At 63.1% G+C, this 19,017-nt stretch carries 20 protein-coding genes and 3 tRNA genes; 13 read left to right on the plus strand and 10 right to left on the minus strand.

Features of this window, described 5'->3' with window-relative positions:
* Positions 1-2 precede the first annotated feature (2 nt).
* The gene (gene ampH / locus ACJ8IJ_RS16160; protein ID WP_015376541.1) at positions 3-1,145 is read right to left on the minus strand and encodes a D-alanyl-D-alanine-carboxypeptidase/endopeptidase AmpH; all 1,143 of its coding nucleotides are present in this window, start codon (positions 1,143-1,145) and stop codon (positions 3-5) included.
* 126 nt (positions 1,146-1,271) lie between these two features.
* Entirely contained in the window at positions 1,272-2,030 is a 759-nt protein-coding gene (locus ACJ8IJ_RS16165) for a FadR/GntR family transcriptional regulator (protein WP_131165188.1), read from the minus strand.
* Between the two features lie 235 nt (positions 2,031-2,265).
* Here ACJ8IJ_RS16165 and ACJ8IJ_RS16170 point away from each other — a divergent pair, with 235 nt between their 5' ends.
* The 7 genes from ACJ8IJ_RS16170 to fucP are packed head-to-tail and all read left to right on the plus strand — an operon-like array spanning position 2,266 to position 8,427.
* Positions 2,266-3,006 (plus strand): SDR family oxidoreductase, encoded by a 741-nt coding sequence (locus tag ACJ8IJ_RS16170; protein ID WP_004933147.1) that lies wholly within the window; start codon positions 2,266-2,268, stop codon positions 3,004-3,006.
* Positions 3,007-3,031: 25 nt separating this feature from the next.
* The gene (locus ACJ8IJ_RS16175; protein WP_004933145.1) at positions 3,032-3,877 is read left to right on the plus strand and encodes a fumarylacetoacetate hydrolase family protein; all 846 of its coding nucleotides are present in this window, start codon (positions 3,032-3,034) and stop codon (positions 3,875-3,877) included.
* A gap of 14 nt (positions 3,878-3,891) precedes the next feature.
* Complete coding sequence (locus tag ACJ8IJ_RS16180; protein WP_265261932.1) at positions 3,892-5,169, plus strand: L-fuconate dehydratase; 1,278 nt, start codon at positions 3,892-3,894, stop codon at positions 5,167-5,169.
* 14 nt (positions 5,170-5,183) lie between these two features.
* On the plus strand, positions 5,184-6,047 hold the full coding sequence (locus tag ACJ8IJ_RS16185) for an amidohydrolase family protein (RefSeq protein ID WP_004933141.1): 864 nt from the start codon (positions 5,184-5,186) through the stop codon (positions 6,045-6,047).
* Entirely contained in the window at positions 6,025-6,801 is a 777-nt protein-coding gene (locus ACJ8IJ_RS16190; RefSeq protein WP_004933138.1) for an SDR family oxidoreductase, read from the plus strand. Before ACJ8IJ_RS16185 ends, ACJ8IJ_RS16190 begins: the two co-directional genes overlap by 23 nt.
* Entirely contained in the window at positions 6,798-7,157 is a 360-nt protein-coding gene (locus tag ACJ8IJ_RS16195) for an L-rhamnose mutarotase (protein ID WP_004933135.1), read from the plus strand. The genes ACJ8IJ_RS16190 and ACJ8IJ_RS16195 overlap by 4 nt, the downstream gene beginning before the upstream one ends.
* A 40-nt stretch (positions 7,158-7,197) precedes the next feature.
* Positions 7,198-8,427: an L-fucose:H+ symporter permease gene (fucP, locus tag ACJ8IJ_RS16200; RefSeq protein ID WP_004933132.1), complete on the plus strand. Its 1,230-nt coding sequence runs from the start codon at positions 7,198-7,200 to the stop codon at positions 8,425-8,427.
* 1 nt (position 8,428) lies between these two features.
* Here the strand turns inward: fucP and ACJ8IJ_RS16205 are convergent, their stop codons facing one another.
* Complete coding sequence (locus ACJ8IJ_RS16205; protein ID WP_442518815.1) at positions 8,429-9,631, minus strand: MFS transporter; 1,203 nt, start codon at positions 9,629-9,631, stop codon at positions 8,429-8,431.
* 108 nt (positions 9,632-9,739) lie between these two features.
* Here ACJ8IJ_RS16205 and ACJ8IJ_RS16210 point away from each other — a divergent pair, with 108 nt between their 5' ends.
* Entirely contained in the window at positions 9,740-10,651 is a 912-nt protein-coding gene (locus ACJ8IJ_RS16210; protein WP_004933126.1) for a LysR family transcriptional regulator, read from the plus strand.
* Positions 10,652-10,661: 10 nt separating this feature from the next.
* Here the strand turns inward: ACJ8IJ_RS16210 and ACJ8IJ_RS16215 are convergent, their stop codons facing one another.
* Positions 10,662-11,858 carry an MFS transporter gene (locus ACJ8IJ_RS16215; protein ID WP_442518816.1) on the minus strand — a complete coding sequence of 399 codons (1,197 nt, stop codon included), beginning with the start codon at positions 11,856-11,858 and terminating at the stop codon, positions 10,662-10,664.
* A 137-nt stretch (positions 11,859-11,995) separates the two neighbouring features.
* Between ACJ8IJ_RS16215 and ACJ8IJ_RS16220 the strand changes: the two genes are divergently transcribed.
* Positions 11,996-12,592, plus strand: coding sequence for a TetR/AcrR family transcriptional regulator (locus tag ACJ8IJ_RS16220; RefSeq protein WP_015376551.1), 597 nt, complete (start codon positions 11,996-11,998; stop codon positions 12,590-12,592).
* Positions 12,593-12,629: 37 nt separating this feature from the next.
* Here the strand turns inward: ACJ8IJ_RS16220 and ACJ8IJ_RS16225 are convergent, their stop codons facing one another.
* The gene (locus tag ACJ8IJ_RS16225) at positions 12,630-13,709 is read right to left on the minus strand and encodes a GGDEF domain-containing protein (protein WP_033645665.1); all 1,080 of its coding nucleotides are present in this window, start codon (positions 13,707-13,709) and stop codon (positions 12,630-12,632) included.
* A 259-nt stretch (positions 13,710-13,968) separates the two neighbouring features.
* On the opposite strand from ACJ8IJ_RS16225, the gene ACJ8IJ_RS16230 reads away from it, so the two are divergent.
* Complete coding sequence (locus ACJ8IJ_RS16230) at positions 13,969-14,253, plus strand: DUF1435 domain-containing protein (RefSeq protein WP_004933115.1); 285 nt, start codon at positions 13,969-13,971, stop codon at positions 14,251-14,253.
* Positions 14,254-14,342: 89 nt separating this feature from the next.
* Here the strand turns inward: ACJ8IJ_RS16230 and ACJ8IJ_RS16235 are convergent.
* The 4 genes from ACJ8IJ_RS16235 to ACJ8IJ_RS16250 all read right to left on the minus strand — a co-directional run bounded on the left by ACJ8IJ_RS16235 (position 14,343) and on the right by ACJ8IJ_RS16250 (position 15,698).
* Positions 14,343-14,429 (minus strand) — tRNA-Leu (locus tag ACJ8IJ_RS16235).
* 42 nt (positions 14,430-14,471) lie between these two features.
* Positions 14,472-14,558 (minus strand) — tRNA-Leu (locus ACJ8IJ_RS16240).
* 36 nt (positions 14,559-14,594) lie between these two features.
* Positions 14,595-14,681: transfer RNA gene (locus ACJ8IJ_RS16245), tRNA-Leu, on the minus strand.
* Positions 14,682-14,753: 72 nt separating this feature from the next.
* Positions 14,754-15,698 (minus strand): LysR family transcriptional regulator, encoded by a 945-nt coding sequence (locus ACJ8IJ_RS16250; protein WP_131165193.1) that lies wholly within the window; start codon positions 15,696-15,698, stop codon positions 14,754-14,756.
* Between the two features lie 118 nt (positions 15,699-15,816).
* Here ACJ8IJ_RS16250 and ACJ8IJ_RS16255 point away from each other — a divergent pair, with 118 nt between their 5' ends.
* On the plus strand, positions 15,817-16,809 hold the full coding sequence (locus ACJ8IJ_RS16255; RefSeq protein ID WP_131165194.1) for an aldo/keto reductase: 993 nt from the start codon (positions 15,817-15,819) through the stop codon (positions 16,807-16,809).
* Between the two features lie 50 nt (positions 16,810-16,859).
* Here the strand turns inward: ACJ8IJ_RS16255 and rsmC are convergent, their stop codons facing one another.
* A complete protein-coding gene (gene rsmC / locus ACJ8IJ_RS16260) occupies positions 16,860-17,900 on the minus strand; it encodes a 16S rRNA (guanine(1207)-N(2))-methyltransferase RsmC (RefSeq protein WP_048326064.1) in 1,041 nt (346 codons plus the stop codon).
* Positions 17,901-18,046: 146 nt separating this feature from the next.
* On the opposite strand from rsmC, the gene ACJ8IJ_RS16265 reads away from it, so the two are divergent.
* Together ACJ8IJ_RS16265 and rimI are read left to right on the plus strand one after the other, a co-directional pair.
* Positions 18,047-18,484: a DNA polymerase III subunit psi gene (locus tag ACJ8IJ_RS16265; protein ID WP_131165196.1), complete on the plus strand. Its 438-nt coding sequence runs from the start codon at positions 18,047-18,049 to the stop codon at positions 18,482-18,484.
* Positions 18,429-18,872 carry a ribosomal protein S18-alanine N-acetyltransferase gene (rimI, locus tag ACJ8IJ_RS16270; RefSeq protein ID WP_131165197.1) on the plus strand — a complete coding sequence of 148 codons (444 nt, stop codon included), beginning with the start codon at positions 18,429-18,431 and terminating at the stop codon, positions 18,870-18,872. The genes ACJ8IJ_RS16265 and rimI overlap by 56 nt, the downstream gene beginning before the upstream one ends.
* The last annotated feature ends 145 nt before the right edge of the window (positions 18,873-19,017 follow it).

Here is a 19,017-nt window from a genome sequence, read left to right on the forward strand (position 1 = left end):
TCTCAACTCTTGTTGGCCGCCAGATCGCTCACCAGGCGGTTGACCGGATCGCTCATGTTGGTGAACTTGCTCAGCTCCGAGCGGGTCACCACCACGAACACCCCGACGTTTTTCGCCGGGATCATCGCCATGTAGGTAATGAATCCGCCGCCGCCGCCGGTCTTCTGAATGATGCCCGGCAGCCCGTCCTTCGGCGCCATATACACCCAGCCCAATCCCAATGCATCCGCTTGCCCCGGCACGTCCATGCCCTTCAGCGACACCAGATCGTGGCGCTGGAAGTACATGGTTTGCTCGCTGGCGGCGGTGGCTTTGCGCGGGCCGCTGGCGCTGGAGGAGAGGAACTGCTGCATCCAGCGCTGCATGTCGCGCGGGGTGGAGTAGACGCCGCCGCTGCCGGCTGCGGCGGTGGTGTCGCGACAGGCGCTCGGGCCGGCCGCCGCCACCATCAGGCGCGAGCACTGTTCGGGGCTCGGCGTCAACGTGGTGTCGACCATGCCGAGCGGCGCGGTGATTTTCTCTTTCAGCAGCGCGCTGTAAGGCTTGCCCGCGGCGCGCGAGAGCGCGTCGGCCAGCAGATCGTACGCCAGGTTGGAATACGCGGCGCGCACGCCCGGCGGCACCGTGACGTTGGCATGCGCCAGCCACTGCCAGCGCTGGGCCTTGGTCGGCCAGGTGAACACCGGCGTTTTCGGCGGCTTTTTGCCCGGCTGCTCGCGCGGCAGCGCGCTGGTGTGGGTCGCCAGGTTCAATAAGGTGATCGGCTGGCCGGCGTTGTAAGACGGCACATAGGCGCCCTTGGGAGCGTACTTGCGCAGCGGGTCGGTCAGTTTGACCTGGCCTGCCGCCGCCATTTTCACCATCACTTCGCTGGTCATCAGCTTGGTGATCGAAGCGATGCGGATCAGCGAATCCGGGCGCGGGCGCAGGTTGTTGCCGGGCTTGGTGTCGCCGAAGCTGCGGTTAACCACCTGATTGCCGTCGATCACCACCAGCGCCATGCCGGTGGCGCCGCTGTTGTAGAAAATATGTTCGGCATACTGGTCGACGATTTGCGAAGCCAGCTGCGGGGGCGCGGCCTGCACGGCCAGCGGCGCGGCGCACAGGCCCAGCGCCAGCAATAAAGCGGAGACAGAGTTCTTCAACGGTCGTTATCCATTTAACAATGCAGCGGGAAAGGGCGTTATTCGTCGCCCAGTGTAATGCCCCCAGGCCCCTGCTGCATGTAGAAAAAAGAGCGGTGGCGATAAAATTTTTTAACCGCCGGCGGCCTACTGCGCGCGGGCGAAAATGGCGATCACTTCATCCAGGTGCGCCTTCATCGCCTTGCGGGCGCCGCGCACGTCGCGCGCTTCGATCGCCGCCAGGATCGCCCGGTGTTCCAGCTCGGAGCGGTGCGGCATGTCGTCCGGCGTATAGTGGCGCTGCAGCACGCGGAACATGCTGCCGTAGCGGTGGCCGAGCAGGTGCCCGATGATGAACGCATAGGCCGGGTTGCCGCTGGCCTGGGCGATGCGGATGTGGAACAGCCGATCGCCGGGGTGGGTGGCGGAGCCGGCGCGGTTATCGCGGCAGTTCTGCTCATAGGCGGCGCGGATGCCCGCCAGCTCCTCGTCGGTGGCGTGGCGCGCGGCCAGCGCGGCGGTCTCCGGTTCAATCAGCAGGCGGGTTTGCAGCAGTGAAAACGGCGGCAGCTCGGCGTTGAAATCCAGCTCGATATTCAGTTCGTCGTCGATCTCCGCCCACTGGTTGCGGCCGGCCTGAGCCATCACCGATTCCTGCGACGCCGCCGGCGGCGTTGGCGAACGCACGATCACCCCGTTGCCCACCTTGACGTCCACCAAGCCGATCACTTCCAACGCGATCAGCGCCTCGCGTACCGACGCGCGGCTGACCTGCAACTGCTGGGCAAGATCGCGCTCCGAGGGCAGGCGGCTGCCAGGCGGAAATTCGTTATTCTCGATAAGACGTTTGAGCTGGTCGGCTATCTGTCTGTAAATCCTTGGGTTTTCCAGTCGGGTAATCGGCATTTTTGACCTTTGACGATTCGGCGTTCAGTGATTTGGCGCACAATTATGCGACAAGGCGCTTGAGTAATCGTTATTCAAGTGTAAAAAAATGGTTAATTGAAATGTGGTTTCAAGGCTGTTTTATTAACTTCTTCCCCCAACGATAACGCGTAAAGCGTCTTTTGTCATGTTAGAGGCCTGACCTTTAATCGCCCTTAGTGGCCTGACCATTAGACCTTTAGGCCGAGGAGTCAAGATGGATTTAACCGGGAAACGCGTACTGATCACCGCCGCTGGGCAAGGGATCGGTTTTACCACCGCCAGGCTGTTCGCCGCCGCCGGTGCCGAGGTGATCGCCAGCGACATCAACCTCGAGCGCCTGCAGGGCTGCGCCGGGATCCGCGCGCTGGCGCTGAACGTCACCGATCCGGCCGCCATCGCGGCGGCGGCGGAAGCGATCGGCCCGATCGATGTGCTGTTCAACTGCGCCGGCGTGGTGCACAGCGGATCGATCCTCGATTGCAGCGAAGATCAGTGGGCGTTCGCGCTCGATCTCAACGTGACCGCGATGTTCCGCATGATCCGCGCCTTCCTGCCGGGCATGTTGGCGCGCGGCAAAGGCTCGATCATCAACATGTCCTCGGTGGCTTCGAGCGTGAAAGGGGTGCCGAACCGCTTCGCCTACAGCGCCAGCAAGGCGGCGGTGATCGGCCTGACGCGCTCGGTGGCGGCGGATTACGTTACCCAGGGCATCCGCTGCAACGCCATTTGCCCCGGCACGGTGGAATCGCCGTCGCTGCGCCAGCGCATCAATGAGCAGGCGCGCGAACAAGGGCGCAGCGAGCAAGAGGTGTATCAGGCGTTCGTCGCCCGTCAGCCGATCGGGCGCATCGGCACCACCGAGGAAATTGCCCAGTTGGCGCTGTATCTGGCCTCCGACGCCAGTTCGTACACCACCGGCACGGTGCAGATCATCGACGGCGGCTGGAGCAACTGAGCCGCCATTTTTGAGAGAGGAACGCATGAAACTTTTACGTTACGGGGAACCCGGGCAAGAGCGCCCCGGCATGTTGGATGCGCAAGGTCGCCTGCGCGATCTGTCGCAGCATATCGCCGACGTGGGCGGCGCCGCGTTATTGCCGGCGTCGCTCGCCAAACTGCGCGCGCTGGACAGCGCCGCGCTGCCGCTGGTCGAGGGGCAGCCGCGCCTCGGCGCCTGTGTCGGCGGCATCGGCAAGTTCATCTGCATCGGCCTGAACTACGCCGATCACGCGGCGGAAACCGGCGCGGCCATTCCTGAAGAACCGGTGGTGTTCAGCAAATGGACCAGCGCGGTGGTCGGCCCCTACGACCGGGTGGAGATCCCGCGCGGCTCGCAGAAAACCGACTGGGAAGTGGAGCTGGGCGTGGTGATCGGCCTGGGCGGGCGCTACATCAGCGAAGCGGACGCGATGCGCCACGTCGCCGGTTATTGCGTGATCAACGACGTCTCAGAACGCGAATATCAAATTGAGCGCGGCGGCACCTGGGACAAGGGCAAAGGCTGCGACACCTTCGGGCCGATCGGGCCCTGGCTGGTGACCGCCGACGAGATCGCCGATCCGCACAGCCTGAACCTGTGGCTGGAGGTGGACGGCAAGCGCTATCAGGACGGCAACACCAGCACCATGATTTTCCGCATTCCACAGATCGTCAGTTACCTCAGCCGCTTTATGAGTCTGCAGCCGGGCGACGTGATCTCCACCGGCACGCCGCCGGGCGTCGGCATGGGGCAGAAACCGCAGCCCATCTACCTGCGGGCGGGCCAGACGATGCGTCTGGGTATTGAAGGGCTGGGCGAACAGCGCCAGCAAACCGTACAGGCTTAACCGGGAGCGCCGCCATGACCACCATTACCGCACTGCGGGTTGAAGACATTCGTTTCCCCACGTCGCTGGGGCTGGACGGATCCGACGCCATGAATCCGGATCCCGACTATTCCGCCGCCTACGTGATCCTGGAGACCGATCGCGCGGATCTCAGCGGCCACGGGCTGACGTTCACCATCGGGCGCGGCAACGAGATCTGCTGCGCGGCGATCCGCGCGCTGGAGCATCAGATCGTCGGCGAGCGGCTGGAGGATATCGCCGCTGACATGGGCGCCTTCTGGCGGCGCTTCACCAGCGACAGCCAGCTGCGCTGGATCGGGCCGGACAAGGGCGCCATTCACCTGGCGACCGGCGCGGTGGTCAACGCGGTGTGGGATCTGTGGGCCAAATCGGTCGGCAAGCCGGTATGGCGGCTGGTGGCAGAGATGACGCCGGAGGAGCTGGTGCGCTGCATCGATTTCCGTTACATCACCGACTGCATCACGCCGCAAGAAGCGCTGGCGCTGCTCCAGCAGCGGGCCGAGGGCAAAGAACGCCGCCTGGAACGGCTGCTGCAGGAAGGGTATCCCTGCTACACCACCTCGGCAGGGTGGCTGGGTTATCCGGACGACAAGCTTCGCCGCCTGTGCCAGGAGGCGGTCGACGCCGGTTTCTCCTACCTGAAGCTGAAGGTCGGGCGCGATCTGGAAGACGACATCCGCCGGGTGCGCATCGCGCGTGAGGTGATCGGCCCGGATCGCCGGCTGATGATCGACGCCAACCAGGTGTGGGAAGTCGATGAAGCCATTCCGTGGGTGAAGCATCTGGCGTTCGCCAACCCCTGGTTTATCGAAGAGCCGACCAGCCCGGACGACGTGGAAGGGCATCGCCGCATCCGCGAAGGAGTGGCGCCGGTCAAGGTGGCTACCGGCGAGATGTGCCAGAACCGCATCATGTTCAAGCAGTTCATCATGCGCGGCGCGGTGGACGTGGTGCAGATCGACGCCTGTCGCCTCGGTGGCGTCAACGAAGTGTTGGCGGTGATGCTGATGGCGGCCAAATACCAGCTGCCGGTCTGCCCGCACGCCGGCGGCGTCGGGCTGTGCGAATACGTGCAGCACCTGTCGATGATCGACTTCCTGTGCATCGCCGGCACCCACGAGGGCCGGGTGATCGAGTACGTCGATCATTTGCATGAACACTTTGTCGATCCCTGCGTGATCAACGGCGCGGCCTACATGCCGCCGAGCCGTCCCGGTTACTCGATCGAGATGCATTCGTCGTCGATCGAGCAATACCGGTTTCGCGGGTGAAGCGGGAGGATCGCATGCCGCGCATCGACGCTCACCAGCACTACTGGCGCTACCACCCGCAGCATTACCCGTGGATCGACGAGCGGATGCGCGTGCTGCGGCAGGATTTCGATCCGCCCCGGCTGCGGCCGCTGTTGCAGGAACACGGTTTCGACAGCGCGCTGGCGGTGCAGGCGCGCCCCAGCGAGGAAGAGACGCTGGCCCTGCTGGCGCTGGCTGAGCAGAGCGAGGGCGTATGCGGCGTGGTGGGGTGGCTGGATATCGCTTCGCCACAGCTGGCGCAGCGTCTGGAAACTTTGCGGCCTTATCGCGCGCTGCGCGGGGTGCGCCATCAGGTGCAGGACGAAGCGGATCCGGCGGCCTGGCTGGCGCGGCCGGAGGTGGAACGCGGCATGCAAACGCTGCAGCGCGCCGGGTATGTGTACGAGATCCTGGTGACGCACCGGGATCTGGCGGCCGCGGCGGCGTTCGCCGCCCGCCATGACGAGCACTGGCTGGTGCTGGATCATCTCGGCAAGCCGGACATCGCGCGCGGTGCGCGGCACTGGGCGCAGCAAATCCGGCCGCTGGCGGCATTGCCGCACGTGGCCTGCAAGCTCTCGGGGCTGATCACCGAGGCGCCGGGCGGCCGGTGGCAGGCGGAGGAGCTGCTGCCGTTCTTCGACGCCGCGCTGGAGGCTTTCGGCCCGCAGCGGCTGATGTTCGGCTCCGACTGGCCGGTGTGCCTGTTGGCCGGCGACTACCGCCAGGTGGTGCAACTGTGCGAACAGGCGCTGTCGACGCTGGGGGCCGCCGAACAGGCGGCGACTTGGGGCGGCACCGCCTGGCGAATTTACGGTTTAACGGAGTCTGGTTATGGATCTGTATCTGCAAGATAAGGTGGTGTTGGTTACCGGCGGCGGTTCCGGCATCGGCGTGGCGATTTCTCATGTGCTGGCCGAGGAAGGGGCGATCCCGGTGCTGGTCACTAACGCCGCGCCGGAGGCGGCGCTGCTGGCCGATTTGCAGCGGCTGCAGCCGCGCACCGGGGTGATCCTCACCGAATTGTGCGATGAGGCGGCCTGCCGCCGGGCGGTTAGCCAGACGCTGGCGACCTTCGGCCGCATCGACGGGCTGGTGAATAACGCCGGGGTCAATGATGGCGTCGGGCTGGAGGCGGGGCGTGAAGCGTTCGTCGGTTCGCTGGAAAAGAACCTGGTGCACTACTACCTGATGGCGCACCTGTGCCAGGCGGCGCTGCGGGAGAGCCGGGGCGCCATCGTCAACATCGCCTCCAAGACCGCGCTCAGCGGCCAGGGCGGCACCAGCGGCTACACCGCCGCCAAGGGCGCGGTGCTGGCGCTGACGCGCGAATGGGCGGTGTCGCTGCGCCATGACGGGGTGCGGGTGAACGCGGTGGTGCCGGCGGAGGTGATCACCCCGCAGTACCAGCGCTGGCTTAACACCTTCGCCGAGCCGCAGCGGCAGATGGAGAAGATCACCGCGCGCATTCCGCTCGGACAGCGCATGACCACGCCGCAGGAGATCGCCGACACCGTGGCGTTTCTGCTGTCGTCGCGGTCATCGCACACCACCGGGCAGTGGCTGTCGGTGGACGGCGGCTACCTGCATCTCGATCGGGCGCTGACGTGAGCGGCGCGGCGGCAGGGCGGCGCCGTTTCTGCCAGGCGCTCGATCTGATTGACTCACCGGCGCTGATTGCGGAGTACCAGCAGCATCATCAGCGCATTTGGCCGGGCATCGCCGCGCATTTGCGCGAGCACGGCATTCTGGACATGGAAATTTACCGGTTGGGCACCCGGCTGTTCATGATCGTGGAGGTCAGCGCCGATTTCGACGCCGCGCGCTTTGACGCCGCCAGCCTGAACAACCCCGAAGTACAGCGATGGGAAGCGCTGATGTGGCACTACCAGGTCGCCACCCCCTGGACGCCGCAGGGCGAAAAATGGGTGGAAATGGCGCGGATTTTCTCTCTGCAACAGCAATAACGCCAACATCATCATCGCCAGACGATACGAGGGTATCACCATGCTTGCTGAAAAAAGTGCGGCCTCCGCGCAGCCGGGCGTCCCCGTGACCGCCAATCTGCGCTGGGCCTTTATCCTGGTCACCAGCCTGTTCTTCATGTGGGGGCTGTCCTACGGCCTGCTGGACGTATTAAACAAACATTTTCAGGAGACGTTGCACGTTACCAAGGCGCAGTCGGGGCTGCTGCAGGCGGCCTACTTCGGCGCCTATTTCCTGGTGGCGCTGCCCGCCGGGTACTTTATGGATCGCAAGGGCTATAAGGCGGGCATTCTGGTCGGGCTGTGCCTGTACGCGCTGGGGGCGCTGCTGTTCGTGCCGGCGGCGTCGGCCAACAGCTTCGGCGTATTCCTGTTTGCGCTGTTCGTTATCGCCAGCGGCCTGGGCTGCCTGGAAACGGCCGCCAACCCCTACGCCACGGTGCTGGGCGACGCGCAGGGCGCCGAACGGCGGCTCAACCTGGCGCAGTCGTTCAACGGCCTCGGGCAGTTTATCGGCCCGCTGATCGGCGGCACGCTGTTCTTCTCCGCCAGCCAGTCCGCCGGCGACGGCGATCAGAGCGCGGTGAAGATGACCTATGTGGCGATCGCCGCGCTGGTGCTGCTGATCGCGCTGTTGTTCAGCCGCACCCGGCTGCCGGCGATCCGCGAAGAGGAAAAACCGGTGCACGGCGTGATAGCGCAGGGATTGTGGCAGCATCCGCATTTCGTCGGCGGGGTTATCACACAGTTCTTCTACGTGGCGGCGCAGGTGGGCGTGGGAGCGTTCTTCATCAACTACGCCACCGAGCACTGGCGCGAGGTGTCTAACCAGAACGCCTCTTACCTGCTGTCGATCGCCATGATCTGCTTTATGGTCGGGCGCTTCTTCAGCACCTGGCTGATGGGACGGGTCAAACCGGCGACGCTGCTGGCGGCCTATGCGCTGATCAACATCGCGCTGTGCGGCGTGGTAATGCTGAGCGTAGACGGCGTATCGGTGGTGGCGCTGATCGCGGTGTTCTTCTTTATGTCGATCATGTTCCCGACCATTTTCGCCCTGGGGGTGAAAAATCTGGGCAAGCACACCAAGCGCGCCAGCTCGTTTATGATCATGGCGATCGTCGGCGGCGCCATCATGCCGTACTTTATGGGGGCGCTGGCCGACCGTTACAGCACCGCGCTCTCTTATCTGCTGCCGCTGCTGTGCTTCGCGGTGGTGCTGGTTTACGGCCTGCGGCAGCGCCGCGCCTGATTCACCCCGGCGGCGAATCGGCCTTCGCCGCCGCTTTCGGCATCTGCCGCCGGGTTCCCATCAGGATGGCCAACGCCAGCAGCAGCACCAGGCCGGACAGCGCGCCGTTTATCGTCAGGCCGCCGGCATCCACCACCAGCCCGCCCGCCAGCGAACCGCAGGAAATCGCCAGATTAAACAGCGCGATATACAGCGAAGAGGCGACCTCGACTGCATCGGGAGCCGCCTTGAGCATCCACGCCATCAGCGCAACGGAAACGCCGCCGTAGGCGATGCCCCACAGCAGCAGGAAGGCGCCGCCGCTCAGCGGCGCGTGGCCCAGCAGCGGCAGTAGCAGGACGGCGAGCGCCAGCCCGAGGGCGATCAGCGCCAGGGTGCGGCGCAGCCGTTTGGCGGCGGCCTGGCCGGCGATGAAATTCCCGACGAGGCCGGCGACGCCGTAGGCGAACAGCAGCGGCCCCACCCAGCGGCTCTCGATACCGGAGACCGTCTGCAGCAGCGGACGGACAAAGGTGTAAGCCATAAAGTGACCGGCGACCAGCAAAAACGTCAGCAGCAGCCCGGTCAGCAGCCGGCGATTCGCGCGCTGCGCGGTGAACGACCTCCAGCTTATCGCCTGCGTGACCGGCAGCGGCGGCAGCACGCACACCAGCAGCAGCAGGGTCAGCGCCGCCAGAACGGCGACCGCCAGAAACGCCAGGCGCCAGCCCAGCGCTTCGCCGAGGAATACCCCGAGCGGCACGCCGAACACCGAGGCCGCCGCTACGCCGCCGAAGATGACGGACAGCGCCAATCCGACTGAGGCCGGCGGCACCAGGCGCTCCGCCAGCCCGCCGGCGATGGCCCAGATACCGCCGATGCAAAAGCCCAGCAGGATGCGCGCGGCGAACAGCAGGGCCATGGAGGTGGCGGCGGCGGCCAGCAGGTTAGCGGCGATCAGCAGCAGCAGAAAGCCCGCCAACAGGCTGCGGCGATCCGTGCGCCGGGCGCCCAGCACCACCAGCGGGGCGAACAGCGCGGCGAACAGGGCCGGCAGGGAAATCAGCAGCCCGGCGCGGCCGATCGTCGCGTTCAGGCTATTGACGATCGGGGTCAGCAACCCGACGGGCAGCATTTCTGCGGTGACGACGGTAAAGGTGGACAGGCCGACCGTGAAGGTCGCCAGCCACACTTTTGCGCCGCCGTCGGCGTGTAAGGCACTCATAATGACTCTCCCAACAGATGAAGAACCCCAGTGTATCCGCGCCAAAATGGCTGATAAACTGGCCCGAATGCGCAACATTGGGGACAAATCGTGGCTAATTTACCGTCTATGCCGTTGGATAACCTGACCGACCTGCTGGTGTTCATTCGCGTCGCCGACGCCTGCAGCTTCACGCTGGCGGCCGAGAGGCTGGGCATCTCCCGTTCGGCGGCGGGCAAATGCGTGAACCGATTGGAGGCGCGATTGGTGACCCGGCTGCTGCAGCGCACCACGCGCAGCGTCAGCCTGACCGAAGACGGCGCGGTGTTTTACGAGTATGCGCAGCGCATCCTGTCGCAGGCCGAAGAGGCGGAAACGGCGCTCAATACGCGGCGGCAAACCCCGCGCGGGCGGCTGCGGCTGGATGTGCCGGTCTCGCTGGGGCGGTTGCATATTTTGCCGATTCTGCGGGAATTTTTGGCGCAGTGGCCGGAGGTGGACGCCGACGTCAGCTTCTCCGACGATTACAGCGATTTGGTGCGCGACGGTATCGACGTGGCGATCCGCGTCGGCGGCAGCGACGACAGTCGGCTGGTGCGGCGGGTGCTCGCGCCGCACCGCCTGATCACCTGCGCGGCGCCAGACTATCTGGCGCGCTACGGCACGCCTGCGACACCGGAGGCGCTGGGCGATCACGAGACGCTGGTCTTCAGCCACCAGGGATTGCCGGCGCCCTGGCGCTATCGGGTTAACGGTCAACTGCACGAACAGCCGGTGCGCGGCCGGATGCGTTTCAACAACGTTGAGGCATTGCGTGATGCGGCCGTCGCCGGGGCCGGTCTGTGTCAGATAGGAGCGTTTCTGGTCGGCGAGCAGATTGCGGCCGGCACGCTGGTGCCAGTGCTGGAGCGCTATTGTCGCCCGGGGCCGCCGATCTGCGCCGTCTATCCCAGCCGGCGCCACCTCTCCCCCAAGGTGAAACTGTTTCTGGCGGCGATCGAACGGCGCTGGCAGGGCAAGGCGATTTGGGAAAGCGCCTAGCGCGAGCGGTTCATGCCGCTTGCGCGGCCAGCGTTCGCCGCATTAAACGATAGCCGCCGGCCGCCACCAGCAGTACGACCAGGCCGGCCGTGAGCGTGACGCCAAAGCCGGCCTTGATCCCCACCGCATCGATCGCCAGCCCCGCCAGGGCGGCGCCGAGCGCCACGCCAACCCCCAGGCCGGTCACCATCCAGGTCAATCCTTCCGTCAAGCGTGAAGGCGGCACGAGGCGTTCAACCAACCCCATGGCGACGATCATGGTCGGCGCGAAAAACAGTCCGGCGACAAACATCGCCGCCGCCAGCGTTAAGACATTGTGCACCCACAGCAGCGGCAGAGTGGTGAGTGCGGTGGCGAAGGCGGCGTATAAGAACTGCTGAGGCAATGGGGACGGCAGCTTTATTGCGCCGAAAATCAGTCCGGCGAGGCAGGAGCCGCCTGCGTAAACCGACAGCACGATGCTGGCAGCGGCCGGCTGCCCCTGCTGCTCGGCGAAGGCCACGCTGATGACGTCCACGGTGCCGACGATGGTGCCCAGCGCGATCAGCGCCAGGACCAGGATCTGCATCGACGGCATGGCCAGGATGGCGCGCTGCCGCTGGTTATTGCGGGGATAAACCGGGGGCTGAGTGCTTTTTTGCCAGGCGAATGCCGAAACGCCCGCCACCAGAAGCAGCGCGGCCGCCAGAGGGCCGGCTTCAGGGAAGAGCGCAACGCTGAGCCCCACGGCGATCGGCGGGCCGACGATAAAGGCGACCTCATCCAGTACGGACTCGAATGAATACGCCGTGTGCAGCTGCGGCGTGCCGCGATAGATTTCGCTCCAGCGGGCTCTGACCATCGCGGAGATGCTGGGCATGCCGCCCGCGAGCGCGGCGAAGACGAACAGCGTCCAGTCCGGCGTCCGATAGTGGGTGCAGATCAGCAGCAGCAACAGGGCGAGTGCGCTGACCCCGGTGGCGTAGGGCAGCACGCGACTTTGGCCGTAGCGGTCCGCCGCGCGTGCGATTTGCGGCGCGAGCAGCGCCATGGAAAAGGCGAATGTCGCCGCCACCGCACCCGCCAGCCAATAGGAGCCGCGTACCTGCGAAAGCATGGTGATGATGCCGATACCGGTCATTGAGATCGGCAGGCGCGCGATCAACCCGGCAGAGGAAAACGCCTTGCTGCCCGGTGCGCTGAACAGTGTGAAATAAGGATTAGCCATGAATAGGGCTCCTGAATGTTGGCGGCTCGGTATTCGCGCAATGCCCATCATTGACATACGCCACGTATGTTACGTTAATTGACATACATGGCGTATGTCAATTATAACGTCATCGATGGCGAGACGGGAGTGAATCCATGGCACGTAAAGCGCGCACAGAAATGATTGAAGAAACCCGGCGTAAGCTGGTGGCGGCCGCCCGTCAGCAGTTCGGCGGCGTGGGGTATGCCGAGACGGTGATGGATGAGCTTACTGCGCAAGCCGGTATGACGCGCGGTGCGCTCTATCACCATTTTGGCGACAAGAAGGGATTGTTTTTGGCCGTCGTGCAGGAAATCGACGCCGAAATGGATGCGCGCCTCGCCGACATTACCGCGAGCACGCCAGATGACTGGGAGGCCTTCGCGGGGCGTTGCCGCGGTTATCTGATCATGATGACGGAGCCGCAATCGCAGCGCATTCTGTTACGCGATTCGCCCTCGGTGCTGGGAGCCGACTATCTGCAGGCCAGCAAGCTGGGTTGCATCACCTGGATGACGGGGGCCTTACAGGCGTTGATGGCGCAGCGGCGTATCGCTACCGCCGAACCGGAAGCGCTGGCGCATTTAATCAATGGCGGCCTGATGGATGCTGCGCTGTGGGTCGCCCATCAGCCGGAAAAAGACGTGGCGCTGGAGCAGGCCTTGGCCAGTTTGAACCTGTTGTTGAACGGGCTGCGTTCCACCTCTGCTTAAGTTTTACTGGCGGCCGCCGCGCCGTTTCGGCGGCGACTTAAGGGTGAATGACGACGGGCTGGACGTTTTGCGCCAGCTGGATATTGTTGCGGCCGCTGTGTTTCGCCAGATAGAGCGCGGCGTCGGCTGCGCCTATCGCCGATTCGATGTCCAGTTTTTCCAGCGCGGAGATGCCGGCGCTAAGCGTCAGCGTGCCGCTGTGCTGCGGGCTGGCGCCGTGCGGGATGTTCAGTTCCGCCACGCGTTGGCGCACCCGCTCGGCCAGCTGCGCCGCGTAGCCTTCGTGCACGTTGGTCAGCAGCACCAAAAACTCTTCTCCGCCGTAACGCACTACGATATCGCGCGAACGCACCGCATCGCGGATGGCGACCGCCACCTGCACCAAAGCCCGATCGCCCATGGCGTGGCCGTAGCTGTCGTTGTAGACCTTGAAGTGGTCGATATCCAGCAATAGCACGTAATGGTGGCCGGTTTGCGGTTCCAGCAGCATAGTGATCTTATTCTCCAGCCCACGTCGGTTATAAAGGCCGGTCAGGGGATCGAGCATGCTCAAATTATTGAATTTGTCCCGCTCGTTATACAGGTTGGCCACCAGCGCGTGGGTAAAGATTTCACTGCGTTTCAACATCAGGTGATGAATGGAGAAAGCGATAATAGGTAATAGCGTGGTGAATAATATCCGCAGGGTATTATGCATGCCGTCTAAAGCCAGGATCATCATTGCGGAAGGTACGGCGTGTAAACAAAAGGCGGTAAAGTTATCCGTCAGAGAAATAGCGCTGATAAAAAAGATGCTAAACAAACTAATTAATAAAAAATCTTGGTTATTCGGTAGGCAATATTGACTTTTAACGTAAATATGTGCGGCCCAGAGCAGGCCGAGTACGCTGGCGAACAGGTTGAGTTTGCACAAATATTTACGTGGCGTTTGCAGGGAAAATAGCGCCGCTACCAGACAAAATAGCGGTATACATAATAAAGGTAGGGTAAATGCGGGCGTATCCCTAAAAGGGAACAATAATGTAAATACGGAAGAGGCGGCATTCATTATCAGAAAAAGAAATAATGCCAGGCGCTGCTTGCTGTTCAGTAATTCCTGATAAGAACGGGCGTTCATACGGAGGTCACTCTTTGCAAAGTCGTTCTGTCGAATAATTAAGGTTGAGAAGCATTCCTTTGGCGCGAATATCCACTTGAATTGCATGGTTGAGGATTGTGATTATTATCATGCAAACAGGACTAGGAATTTTCTTATGTCAAATTATCATTTTTTCCTGCTGGTGTCATCTGAGTTTGGTCAGCGCAGTGAAAATGATGCAGCGGCCAAAAAAGTGTTATATGATATTGGTTATCATTATCACTTAAGGAGGGGTGTCATGCTCACTGCCATGATTGCCGCGTGCGGGCTGTGGGGCGTCAGTTGGTGCCTCGGGGATCGCCTGGCCAGCGCCTGGGGCGTTTTGCTACCTTGTGCGTTGATGCCGCTGCTGGCCTTGATCAACCTGGATATGCTGCAGTTGCGCACCCTGATCGTGATAGCGATGTTGGCCACGTTGGTGATGCTGTTCAATAGCCGGCTGCGCCACTATCTGCTGCTGCCTTCCTGCATGGCGCTGGCGGGCGGCCTGGCGGCTGTCAGCCTGAACTTCAGCTTCGGGTGAAACGCCGGAAACGGCAAAACCACGCTTAAGCGTGTTTATCATCAATGCGTTGGGATTTTTTCGAAGGAACTACCGGAGAGATCATCAATTGGTGCGAAGAGAGGGACTTGAACCCTCACGTCCGTAAGGACACTAACACCTGAAGCTAGCGCGTCTACCAATTCCGCCACCTTCGCACAGTCGATGTTGTTGCTTTGATTTATATTACGTCGCCAGCTTGGTGCGAAGAGAGGGACTTGAACCCTCACGTCCGTAAGAACACTAACACCTGAAGCTAGCGCGTCTACCAATTCCGCCACCTTCGCATCGATGCTGAGTGCAATATAAATCATGTGGTTATTTGGTGCGAAGAGAGGGACTTGAACCCTCACGTCCGTAAGGACACTAACACCTGAAGCTAGCGCGTCTACCAATTCCGCCACCTTCGCGTACCAGAAACATTACCGGAGTAACGTTACCACGGAGGCGAATTCTAGAGATTTTGGCGGGCACGTCAACAGTTATTTCCCCGCTTTGCGGGCGTTTGCTGGAAAAACAGCCATATCACCGCTTTTCTGCTGGTCAAACAGCCAAATCAGCCAATCAATCAACACCCTGACCCGCGGCGCCAGGAAACGGCCGGGCGGATACATGATGTAAATCGGCATCGGCGGGGGCGGCGTGTCCGCCAACACTTCCACCAGCTCTCCCTGTTTCAGCCAGGGCGCCAGCGAATAGCGTGCCGCCTGAATCAATCCCATGCCGGCGCGCGCGCCGGCGATGTAGGCGTCGGCGCCGCTGACGCTGAGCCGGGCGGGCAGTTCGCGCAGTTCCAGCTTGCCGCCGCGGCAGAATTCCAGCGGGTAATCGCGGTTGCTGGCCAGTGAAAAATACCCCACCGTGCGATGCGGCTCCAGGCTATCGATGTCAAGCGGCGTGCCGTGGGCCTGCAGATAAGCGGGGGAAGCGCAGGTGACCTGCGGCAGCTGGGCGATGCGCCGCGCCGCCAGGCCATCGTCTTCGGTTTCCCAGGCGCGCAGCACGCAGTCCACGCCTTCGCGCAACAGATCGACGTGGGTGTCGTTGGCGCCCAGCGCCAGCGTGATGTCGGGATACCGCCGATAAAAGTCGTCCAGCGCCGGAATCACCACCTCGCGCGCCAGCGAATGGGGCATATCGATGCGCACCTTGCCGGACGGCTGCAGCTTATGCTGGCTGAACAACGTGTCCGCCTCTTCCAGCGCCCCCAGCAGCTGTACGCAGCGCTGGTAATAGAGGCTGCCTTCGCTGGTCACCTGCACCTGGCGGGTGGTGCGGATCAGCAGGCGCACGCCCAGCCGCTGTTCCAGCCGTTTCAGCGCGTTGCTGACCGTGGCGCGCGGCAGCTGCAGGCGTTCGGCCGCCCGGCTGAAACTGCCCAGTTCGACGATGCGGGTAAAAATGCGCATGGCTTGAACCTGATCCATGTCCACTCCGGATTGTTGGTGATTTTTGAACAGTGATGTGCAATCTGCATTATTTATCTTTGTCGCGTAAACAACCAGACTTTGCTGCGTTATCCATTCACCGCATGAGGGCAGCACAATGCAACAACGTAAACTCGGTTCCAACGGTCCCGTCGTCTCCGCCCTGGGGCTGGGGTGCATGGGCATGAGCGACTTCTATTCCACCGGCGCCGATCGGCAGGAAGCCATCGCCACGCTGCACCGGGCGCTGGAGTTGGGCGTCACGCTGCTCGACACCGCCGACATGTACGGGCCGCACACCAACGAAGAGCTGGTGGGGGAGGCGATCAGGGGCAAGCGGCAACAGGTGTTCCTGGCCACCAAGTTCGGCATCCTGCGCGATCCGGCGGATCCTTCGGCGCGCGGCGTCAGCAGCCGGCCCGAGTATATCCGGCGCTCCGTCGAGGGGAGCCTGAGGCGCTTGGGCGTGGAGGAGATCGATCTCTATTATCAGCACCGGGTCGATCCGCAGGTGCCGATCGAAGACGTCGTGGGCACGATGGCGGATCTGATCCGCGAAGGCAAGATCCGCCATATCGGCCTGAGCGAGGCGTCGGTCGCCACGCTGGAGCGGGCGCACAAGGTACATCCGATCACCGCGCTGCAGACCGAATATTCGCTGTGGACGCGCGACGCCGAGCAGGGCGTGCTGGCGGCCTGCGAGCGCCTGGGCATCGGCTTTGTGCCCTACAGCCCGTTAGGGCGCGGTTTCCTCACCGGCGCTATCCGGCGGCCGGAGGATCTGGCCGAGGACGATTTCCGCCGCAGTAACCCGCGCTTCCAGGGGGAAAACTTCGCCCGCAACCTGGCGCTGGTGGAGAAGGTGAGCGAGCTGGCGGCGCAGAAGGGTGTCAAGCCTTCTCAGTTGGCGCTGGCCTGGGTATTGGCGCAGGGCGAACACATTGTGCCGATCCCCGGCACCAAACGCCGTCGCTATCTGGAAGAGAACGTCGCCGCGGCGGAGATCGCGCTGAGCGCGACTGAACTGGCGGCGATAGAAGCGGTGTTCCCGCTGAGCGCGGCGGCCGGCGATCGCTACGGCGCGGAGTCGATGACCTATATCAACGGCTAAAAAAAAGCGCGGCCTCGTGCCGCGCTCTGTCGTTTTCCGCCAACGGAAACTTATTTCTTCTTCGGCGCGCGCGGCGGGCGGCCGACGGTCGCCTGGTACACCTTGAAGCGGCCGTTCTGCGCCAGCACTTCGTGGCTGCCGAAGGTGGCGTCCAGAATGTCCGGGTACGGCAGGAAGGCGTTGGCGACGATGCGCAGTTGACCCCCGATCGGCAGGTGCTTCACCGCGCCGCGGATCAGCGTTTCGGCAGCGGTCAGGCTGGTCTGCAGCCCGTCGTGGAACGGCGGGTTGGAGATGATCATGTCGAAACGGCCGGTGATATCGGAGTAAACGTTGCTGACGATCACTTCGCCTTCGATGCCGTTGGCGGCCAGTGTTGCGCGGCTGGATTCCACCGCGGCGGCATTGACGTCGCTGAGGGTCAGTTTCACCTTCGGCGACAGCTTGGCCATCACCGAGGCCATCACGCCGGCGCCGCAGCCGATGTCCAGCACCTTGCCTTTCATGTGTTTTTCCAGCGTCGACAGCAGCAGCGAGCTGCCGACGTCCAGGCCGTCGCGGCTGAACACGCCCGGCAGCGTTTTCACTTCCAGATCGTGAAGCTGATAGCTGTCCCACCACTCGTTCAGGTCGAACTCGGTCTGCGCGTCCAGGCGGCCGTGATACAGGCCGCAGCGGCGCGCGCTGTCGATTTTCGCCAGCGTGACGTGGCCTTCCAGCGTTGGCTCGGCGCTGCGCACGCCGCTGCGGTTTTCACCGACCACGAACACGTCCGCTCCCACCGGCAGCAGCGCCAGCAGGTTGCACAGCTGGAATTGCGCTTCCTGCTTGCTCTTCGGCCAGTAGTAAACCAGCGTGTCGCAGTCGGCGACGAAAGCGGGATCGACGGTCAAACCGAACTGCACGTTATCGCCCATCGTCCGGTTCAGTAACTGCCAGTGATGGTATTGCTGAGTGTGGACGCGCACGTCCGCGGCCTCGAATTGGGCCGGCAGGCTGTCCTGCAGGTCGCCGGCAAACAGCACGCGGCGTTCGATAAATTCATCACTGTGGCGCAGCATGACTTCACTGGCGGGGGTTAATGCAGACATCAGATATTGGCTCCTGGAAATGAGACCGGGGATTATAGAGCTTTGTGGCGATATGTTCGACGGGTTTGTTGGCGCGGGCTGCGCGGGTTTGTTAGCATAGCGCGGCGCATGGCAGGCATGGCGCACCACAACGGGTAGGAATCGGCATGGCATCAAAACGCGACTGGCTGTTACAACAACTGGGTATTACGCAGTGGACATTGCGCCGCCCGGGCGTGTTGCAGGGCGAAGTGGCGGTCAGTCTGCCACCCGAGGCGCGCCTGCTGGTGGTGGCGCAGACGCTGCCGGCGCCCGACGATCCGCTGTTTTGCGACGTGCTGCGCAGCCTGGGGCTGACGCCGGCGCAAACTTACAGCCTGACGCCGGAACAGGCGGCGATGCTGCCTGAAGAGACCACATGCAACAGTTGGCGGCTGGGCGTGGCGGAACCGCTCGCGGTCGCCGGCGCGCAGCTACACAGCCCGGCGCTGGCCGAGCTTTCCCAAGACGCGGGGGCCAAACGCGCCCTCTGGCAGCAGATTTGTCATCATGAACACGATTTCTACCCTGACGGCGGCCGACCTGGCCACGGCCTTCATCATTGAGCAAGCCAGCCACGCTTTCCCCTGGACGGAAACCACCTTTGCCAGCAATCAGGGCGATCGCTACCTTAACCTGAAGCTGAGCGCCGACGGGGAGATGGCGGGGTTCGCCATCACGCAAATCGTGCTGGACGAAGCCACGCTGTTCAACATCGCCATCCATCCGCAGCACCAGCGCCGGGGCTTTGGCCGCCTGTTGCTCAACGCGTTGATCGAACAGCTGGAGAGCCGCGGCGTGGTCACGCTGTGGCTGGAGGTGCGCGCCTCCAACCAGGCGGCGATCGCGCTGTATGAAGATCTCGGTTTCAACGAAGTCACCGTGCGCCGCAATTATTACCCGAGCGCCCACGGCCGCGAAGACGCGATCGTGATGGCGCTGCCGCTGGGGTAATCAGCCCGGCCGGAAAAAGCATTGATTGTCACCGGTTGGCAAATCGGCGAAAATGCCCGGCTGTTATCTTTTATTCACCGCTTTGCCCGGCGCCGCGATCGGCGCGTTCTGATGATGTCGCAGGGCGGACTAACCGTAGAACCTG

The sequence above is a fragment of the Serratia sp. CY40230 genome (assembly GCF_052168835.1).
Lineage (GTDB): Bacteria > Pseudomonadota > Gammaproteobacteria > Enterobacterales > Enterobacteriaceae > Serratia > Serratia nematodiphila.

What these genes read in the sequence shown, in the direction of transcription:
- ACJ8IJ_RS16165 (WP_131165188.1), bottom strand. Translation starts at nt 2,030, where the DNA reads ATGCCGATTACCCGACTGGAAAACCCAAGGATTTACAGACAGATAGCC.
- ACJ8IJ_RS16170 (WP_004933147.1), top strand. Translation starts at nt 2,266, where the DNA reads ATGGATTTAACCGGGAAACGCGTACTGATCACCGCCGCTGGGCAAGGG.
- ACJ8IJ_RS16175 (WP_004933145.1), top strand. Translation starts at nt 3,032, where the DNA reads ATGAAACTTTTACGTTACGGGGAACCCGGGCAAGAGCGCCCCGGCATG.
- ACJ8IJ_RS16180 (WP_265261932.1), top strand. Translation starts at nt 3,892, where the DNA reads ATGACCACCATTACCGCACTGCGGGTTGAAGACATTCGTTTCCCCACG.
- ACJ8IJ_RS16185 (WP_004933141.1), top strand. Translation starts at nt 5,184, where the DNA reads ATGCCGCGCATCGACGCTCACCAGCACTACTGGCGCTACCACCCGCAG.
- ACJ8IJ_RS16190 (WP_004933138.1), top strand. Translation starts at nt 6,025, where the DNA reads ATGGATCTGTATCTGCAAGATAAGGTGGTGTTGGTTACCGGCGGCGGT.
- fucP (WP_004933132.1), top strand. Translation starts at nt 7,198, where the DNA reads ATGCTTGCTGAAAAAAGTGCGGCCTCCGCGCAGCCGGGCGTCCCCGTG.
- ACJ8IJ_RS16205 (WP_442518815.1), bottom strand. Translation starts at nt 9,631, where the DNA reads ATGAGTGCCTTACACGCCGACGGCGGCGCAAAAGTGTGGCTGGCGACC.
- ACJ8IJ_RS16210 (WP_004933126.1), top strand. Translation starts at nt 9,740, where the DNA reads ATGCCGTTGGATAACCTGACCGACCTGCTGGTGTTCATTCGCGTCGCC.
- ACJ8IJ_RS16215 (WP_442518816.1), bottom strand. Translation starts at nt 11,858, where the DNA reads ATGGCTAATCCTTATTTCACACTGTTCAGCGCACCGGGCAGCAAGGCG.
- ACJ8IJ_RS16220 (WP_015376551.1), top strand. Translation starts at nt 11,996, where the DNA reads ATGGCACGTAAAGCGCGCACAGAAATGATTGAAGAAACCCGGCGTAAG.
- ACJ8IJ_RS16225 (WP_033645665.1), bottom strand. Translation starts at nt 13,709, where the DNA reads ATGAACGCCCGTTCTTATCAGGAATTACTGAACAGCAAGCAGCGCCTG.
- ACJ8IJ_RS16230 (WP_004933115.1), top strand. Translation starts at nt 13,969, where the DNA reads ATGCTCACTGCCATGATTGCCGCGTGCGGGCTGTGGGGCGTCAGTTGG.
- ACJ8IJ_RS16250 (WP_131165193.1), bottom strand. Translation starts at nt 15,698, where the DNA reads ATGGATCAGGTTCAAGCCATGCGCATTTTTACCCGCATCGTCGAACTG.
- ACJ8IJ_RS16255 (WP_131165194.1), top strand. Translation starts at nt 15,817, where the DNA reads ATGCAACAACGTAAACTCGGTTCCAACGGTCCCGTCGTCTCCGCCCTG.
- rsmC (WP_048326064.1), bottom strand. Translation starts at nt 17,900, where the DNA reads ATGTCTGCATTAACCCCCGCCAGTGAAGTCATGCTGCGCCACAGTGAT.
- ACJ8IJ_RS16265 (WP_131165196.1), top strand. Translation starts at nt 18,047, where the DNA reads ATGGCATCAAAACGCGACTGGCTGTTACAACAACTGGGTATTACGCAG.
- rimI (WP_131165197.1), top strand. Translation starts at nt 18,429, where the DNA reads ATGAACACGATTTCTACCCTGACGGCGGCCGACCTGGCCACGGCCTTC.